Annotated in this window: 6 protein-coding genes; 2 read left to right on the forward strand and 4 right to left on the reverse strand. The window is 70.0% G+C overall.

The genetic code is table 11. The features are described 5' to 3' along the window. Positions 1–1,188: alpha/beta fold hydrolase (locus JMF90_RS20850; RefSeq protein WP_201325381.1), on the reverse strand; the 1,188-nt coding region annotated here is incomplete at its 3' end. Positions 1,189–1,564: 376 nt separating this feature from the next. Here JMF90_RS20850 and JMF90_RS20855 point away from each other — a divergent pair. After that, the gene (locus JMF90_RS20855; RefSeq protein ID WP_011694566.1) at positions 1,565–2,245 is read left to right on the forward strand and encodes a class II aldolase/adducin family protein; all 681 of its coding nucleotides are present in this window, start codon (positions 1,565–1,567) and stop codon (positions 2,243–2,245) included. Positions 2,246–2,365: 120 nt separating this feature from the next. After that, positions 2,366–3,499 carry a sigma-54-dependent Fis family transcriptional regulator gene (locus JMF90_RS20860; RefSeq protein ID WP_011694567.1) on the forward strand — a complete coding sequence of 378 codons (1,134 nt, stop codon included), beginning with the start codon at positions 2,366–2,368 and terminating at the stop codon, positions 3,497–3,499. Here the strand turns inward: JMF90_RS20860 and JMF90_RS20865 are convergent. The 3 genes from JMF90_RS20865 to JMF90_RS20875 all read right to left on the reverse strand — a co-directional run. Next, positions 3,490–4,278: an ABC transporter permease gene (locus JMF90_RS20865; protein ID WP_011694568.1), complete on the reverse strand. Its 789-nt coding sequence runs from the start codon at positions 4,276–4,278 to the stop codon at positions 3,490–3,492. The two genes, JMF90_RS20860 and JMF90_RS20865, sit on opposite strands and share 10 nt — an antisense overlap. A 22-nt stretch (positions 4,279–4,300) precedes the next feature. Then, positions 4,301–5,119, reverse strand: coding sequence for an ABC transporter permease (locus JMF90_RS20870; RefSeq protein WP_011694569.1), 819 nt, complete (start codon positions 5,117–5,119; stop codon positions 4,301–4,303). Next, positions 5,119–5,884 (reverse strand): ABC transporter substrate-binding protein (locus JMF90_RS20875; protein WP_201325382.1); only part of this gene is annotated, 766 nt, incomplete at its 5' end. The genes JMF90_RS20875 and JMF90_RS20870, both read right to left, overlap by 1 nt.

Genomic DNA, 5,884 nt, shown 5'->3' on the forward strand with positions numbered 1-5,884 from the left:
CGACGCGTTCACGGTGCCGTTGTGCTCGCGGCCCGCATACAGGTGTGCCTCGACCGTCGTGCCGGCCGCGCAGGCGTCCCTGGCGAGCGCGAGTTCGAGCGGCGCGAGCCCGTCGTCCGCGCCCGCGCCGATGAAAACGGGCGTCGCGATCTTCAGCGTCGGGTACTTCAGGTAGTCGTCCCACCATGCCTTCAGCCGCGCATCGCCGCCCGGCTTCACGGTGTTCGCGTGCGTGAGCTGCGCGAGCGCCGCATCGTCCTCGAGCGATGCGAGGCAACTGATGCGCGACTGTTCGAGAATCGGCAGTGCGGTATCGGTCAGCACTTCGTCGGCGCGCAGCGACGGGTCGATCTGCTGCGCAGACAGCACCGAGTAGAACTGATATGCGAGCGTCGGATCGACGCGTTCGGGATCGCGCCGGTAGGCCGTCTCGAACTTCGGCAGCGATGCGAGCGTGGCGCGCGACGCGTTGTAGATCGTGCCGGTCGCGACGGTCGCGCGGATCGCCAGTTCGGGCGCATAGACCGGCGCATAGCCGGCCGCCGCGATCACGGCCGAGCCTCCTTGCGACTGGCCGACCAGCACGACCTCGTTCGCGAGGCCCGGCACGCCGGCGAGCACCGCGCGCACGCTGTCGAGCAGCGTGTAGCTGTTCGAGCGGTTGTTGAGCTGCGGATTCGGGCCGGGCGTGCCGAGCCCCTGATAGTCGGTGGCGACCACCGCGAACCCTTGCTGAAGCCACGCGCTCAGGTAGCGCACGTCGCGATACGAGCGGCCGAACCATGACGGCGCGCAGATGTCGGCCATCCCGAACGTGCCGTGCGCCCACGCGACGATCGGCCAGCCGCCGGCCGGCGGCGTGCCGCGCGGCAGGAACAGCGCGCCCGACACCGCGATCGGCGTGCGGCCGCCGACGCCGTCGGTCGACGCGTACAGGATGCGCAATTGCCGCGCGGCACTCGCGAGCCCGAGCGTCGCGGGCAGCGCTTCGGTGCGCAGCAGCGCGCCGGGCGTGGCCGGAACGTCGCGGTCCCACGTGTAGAACGCGGATACGCGGCCGTCGCCTTGTAGCGGGTCCGGGGCGGGGACACGGCCCGGCGACGCCGCGAGCGAAACGACGGAAGACACGGCGAGTGCCGATACGAGCAGCGTGCGCGCGGCGATGCCGCGCAGGGAAAGAAGCGTCATGGCTGGATGAAGGTCGGTGAGAGCGGATACGCCGGATAAGGCCGGCGCGGGCCGAGTGCGATGCAAGTTTCGAACCAGCGGGGTCGTTGCGTACGCAACGCGCGGTATGGCGGAGCGATGGATCGATGCCGCGCGCATCGTCCACACGCACTGACTGCGTGTCGTGCAGCAATCCCGGCCGGCAGGTTGTTGCTTGCGCAACAGATGCGTAGGCGCAGGCTGCACGCCGCAAGTCGGGCATCGCGTTCCAGCGCCGCGTCAGCCGGCCCTCGAGATGCCCATCGCCGCGCTGGCACGATTGCTGCTGATTCGTCGACCGTGCGTCGCGGCGTTGCGACGCGAGCCCATCCGTTCAACCGATCAAGGAACCTTCCTCATGTCCGTCACCCAAGCCATCGACAGCGGCGAACTCGTGGCATTCGTCGAGCGCGCCACGCGCGAATTCGCGCAGGCCGAGCGCGTGCTGAAGGAAACGCGCACGCTCAGCGCCACCAACACGTTCCAGGCGTTTCAGCGCGTGCCGGGCACGGAGCTCGTCGTCGCGCTGTCGGCGCCGAGCCCGTGGGCCGCATCGCGGGAGATCCAGCCGGTCGTCGTGACGCTCGACGGCGACGTGCTGCACGGCGACGCGCGCGCGGGCGGCAACGGCCCGCGCTACGCGGGCGTATTCCGCGAGGTGCCGGAAGTCGACGTGGTGATTCATGTCCACGGCCCGTATCTCGGCGCATGGGCGAGCGCGCATCGTCCGCTGCCGATCCGTTACGCGCCGGCCGCGCGCTACACGCGGGCACGCGAAATCCCCGTCTACGTCGATCGCCGCCCCGGCGAGCCGCGCTTCATCGTCGACACGATCCGGCGCGATCCCGACGTGCCGGCGATCATCGAGGCGAACGGCGGCGCGACGTTCTGGGGCAAGTCGATCCTCGACGTGTCGAAGTACATCCTGATCCTCGAGGAAGCCGCGTACTTCCAGGCGCTCGCGGAACCGCTCGGCGGCTCGCTCGAATTCGGGCCGGGCGCGCTCGAACAGCAATGGAAGATGACCGGCCTCGCATGATGCCGCGCGGCGGCCGGCGCAATCCGGCCGCCGTCATACCGATAGCTCGATGAATTGGTTCGTGGCCGGCGTGCGCCTTGCTATCGTCGAACCTTCCCCGTTCAACACGCCGGTCGTGCCATGGCCATCTTCAGCTTGCCGGACCCGACTTCGCACGCGATCACGATTCGCGCGAAGGCACTGACGTTCGACGATCCCAAATCGCGGGTGCTGCTCGAACGCATCCAGCTCGTCGCACCGAGCGATGCGACGGTGCTCGTCACCGGCGAGAGCGGCACGGGCAAGGAGCTGATCGCGCGCCTCGTGCATTCGCTGAGCGAGCGTCACGACGGGCCGTTCGTCGCGGTCAACTGCGGGGCTTTTTCGGAAACGCTGATCGAAAGCGAGCTGTTCGGCCACGAGCGCGGCGCGTTCACCGGCGCGATCAACAGCCAGCCCGGCTGGTTCGAATCCGCGAATCGCGGCACGCTGTTTCTCGATGAAGTGGGCGACCTGCCGCTGTCCGCGCAGGTCAAGCTGCTGCGTGTGCTGCAGGAGCGCGAGGTGACGCCGGTCGGCTCGCGCAAGACCGTGAAGATCGACGTGCGGCTCGTCGCGGCGACCAACGTCAATCTCGAAGCCGCGGTGCGCGCGGGCAATTTCCGCGAGGATCTGTACTACCGGCTCAACGTCGTGAAGCTGAGCCTGCTGCCGCTGCGCGAGCGGCCCGGCGACATCGCGCCGCTGATCGAACACTTCATCGACACCTACGCGAAGCGGCTGCGCGTGGCCGCGCCGACGCTGACCGACGCTGCGCGCGCGCGGCTGCATGCGCATGCATGGCCCGGCAACATCCGCGAACTGGAGAACGTGATTCACCACGCGGTGCTGATCTGCGCAGGCGGCGCGATCGACGTCGGCGACCTGCAATTCTCCGCGCTGTCACTCGCACCTGACCCGGCCGACGCACCAGGTGCGACCGCCGCGCCGCCGCGCCGCGCGCGCGACGTGGCCGAAGCGACCGACGCGCTGCGCCACGCGGTGATCGAACTGCTGGATCTCGGCACGCCGGCGCTGTGGCAGCACATCGAGGACACCGTGTACCGCAGCGTGTTCGACTACAGCGAGCACAACCAGCTGCGGATGTCGCGCCTGCTCGACCAGTCGCGCAACATCGTGCGTGCCCGGCTCGCGCAGCTCGGCATCCTGAAGCCGCGCGACGCGGGCGACGGCGGCGACGCCGACACCGGCGCGCGGCTGCGCCGTCAGGCGTGATCGCGCCAGCGCAGCGCGCGCTGGGCGATCCGCTCGCATAACGTACTCATGCCGACGGCCAACGCCGTCACGCCGAGCACGCACACCAGCAGCACGTCGGCGCGCGCGCCGGCCTGCGCGTTCTGCATCAGGCTGCCGACGCCGGCGCCCGTATTGAACAGCAGCTCGCTGCTGGTCGCGGTGATCCACGCGAACGGCACGGCCTGCAGCACGCCCGCGAACAGGTCGGGCAACGCGCCGGGGATCAGCACGTCGCGCCACAGGCCGATGCGGGTCAGGCGATACGACTGCGCGAGTTCGACGTAGCGCGGATCGACGCGGCGCAATCCGTCGAAGCTGGCGGTGGTCATCGGGTAGAACGCGGCCAGCGCGATGATGAACACCTTCGCGAATTCGCCGGTGCCGGCCCACAGGCTCAGCAGCGGAATCAGCCCGAGCAGCGGTACGTAGCGCAGCGCCTGGAACGCCGGTTCGCCGAGCTTGCGTGCGAGCGTCGAGCGCGCCATCGCCGCGCCGAACACGAGCCCGAACGCGACGCCGAAGCCGAGCCCGAGCGTCGTGCGGCGCAGGCTCGCGCCGAGATCGGTCGTGAGTTCGCCGCTGCGCGCAAGTTCGACGAGCGCGGCGCCGACCTGCTGCAGCGGCACGAACGCATATTGATGGGCCGCGTCGCCGGACGAGGCGGTTTGCCAGGCGGCCAGCAGCAGCGCCGGTACGACGAGGCCGCGCGCGCGGCGGCGCAGCGGGGCGAGCGAGGCAACGCGGGTAACGAAGGTCATGCCGAAGCGGTTCCGGTCAGGGTCAGCGCGCGGGCGTCAGCCAGCGCAGCGCATAACGTTGGACGAGTGCGATCGAGCGGTCGAGCGCGAAGCCGATCAGCCCGATTACCGCGACGTCGACGAGTACCACGTCGAGCCGCAGCATCTGCCGGGCGAGTTCCATCATCTGGCCGATGCCGCTGTCCGCGCTGAGCAGCTCGACCGCGACGAGCGCGAGCCACGCACGCGCGAGCGCGATCCGCACGCCGGTGAGCAGCGGCGGCAGCGCGGCCGGCAGCAGCACGTCGCGCAGCAGCGCGAAGCGGCCGAGCCCGTAGTGGCGCGCCATCTCGACGAGATCGCGCGGCGCGTCGTGCACGCCCGTGTACGCGGCCAGCGCGACCGGGAAGAACACGGCCTTGCCGACCACGACGAGCTTCAACGGTTCGTCGACGCCGATCAGCAGGATCAGCAGCGGAATCAATGTGAGCGTGGGCAATTGCCGCAACAGGTCGAAGGTCGGCCGCAGGTAGTCGGCGAACAGCCGGCTGCGTGCGAGCAGGATGCCGAATGCGGCGCCGCTGGTCGCGCCGATCGCGAAACCGAGCACGAGGCGGTGCAGCGTGATCGACAGGTTGTCGCGCAGTTCGCCGGTGTCGAGCAGCGTGCGCAGCGTCGCCGCGAGGCGCTCGGGCGGCACGACGAGCTGCGGCGGAAACCAGCGCTGCGCGCTCGCGAGCCACCACAGCGCGGCGAATGCGACGGGCGTGATCCACCACAGCGCGTGGTGGCCGAGCCGCGCGACGCCCGGCAGGCGAACCGCCGCGCGCAAGCCGTTCGGCGCGAGGGCGCGCGTCGCCATCAGCGGCTCGCGACGCGCGGGGCGTCGGCGCGCCAGTAGCCGTCGAGGCCGAGCTGCTTGAGCGCGGTCGACACGAAGGTCGGCGCGAGCAGCGCGTTCACGTCGACCGGAGCGGACGTCAGCCCGGCCTGGCGGCTGTACGCGACGACATCGCGGTAATGGCCGGTCAACGCCGGCGTGAAGAGCGGCGTCCATTGCTCCTTCCACGGCGTCGCTTCGTCCGCGTATTCGCGGCGCACGACGCTTTCCGGCTGGCCGGACGCGCTCAGGATCTTCACGTACGCGTCGCGGTTCTGCGGCTGCGAGATCCAGTGCGCGGCCCGGACGTAGGCCGTCGCGACGATCTGCGTGATGTCGGGGTAGCGCCGCACGAAATCGTCGGACGCCCACAGTTCCGCGCGCATCTTCCAGTCGTCGGGCGCGTTCTTGGTCGACCAGATGATCTTGCCGACGTTCTTGTCGACGAGCGAATACGCGTCGGACAGCGTGAAGAAGCCGTCGACGCGGCCGGCCGCGACGGCCGCCGCGCCGGCCTGCGGATCGAGGTTATAGATCCTGAAGTCGGACAGCTTCAGCCCGTTCTCGGCGAGCAGCTTGCTGAACGGCACTTCCCACGGCCGGCCGCGATTGAGGGCGATGCGCTTGCCCTTGAGGTCGACGATCGACTTCGCGCTCGAGCCGGCCGGCACGACCAGATACGTGTTGCTGCCGACGCCGCCCGGCACGATCAGGCGCGTGTGCGTGCCCGACGCGTTGACGACCACC

Origin of the sequence: Burkholderia sp. E168m23, assembly GCF_016586125.1 — a bacterium.
Taxonomy (GTDB): domain Bacteria; phylum Pseudomonadota; class Gammaproteobacteria; order Burkholderiales; family Burkholderiaceae; genus Burkholderia; species Burkholderia orbicola.

Bases quoted from the DNA above. Each gene is read 5' to 3' on its own strand.
- JMF90_RS20855 (WP_011694566.1), top strand. From the start codon at position 1,565: ATGTCCGTCACCCAAGCCATCGACAGCGGCGAACTCGTGGCATTCGTC.
- JMF90_RS20860 (WP_011694567.1), top strand. From the start codon at position 2,366: ATGGCCATCTTCAGCTTGCCGGACCCGACTTCGCACGCGATCACGATT.
- JMF90_RS20865 (WP_011694568.1), bottom strand. From the start codon at position 4,278: ATGACCTTCGTTACCCGCGTTGCCTCGCTCGCCCCGCTGCGCCGCCGC.
- JMF90_RS20870 (WP_011694569.1), bottom strand. From the start codon at position 5,119: ATGGCGACGCGCGCCCTCGCGCCGAACGGCTTGCGCGCGGCGGTTCGC.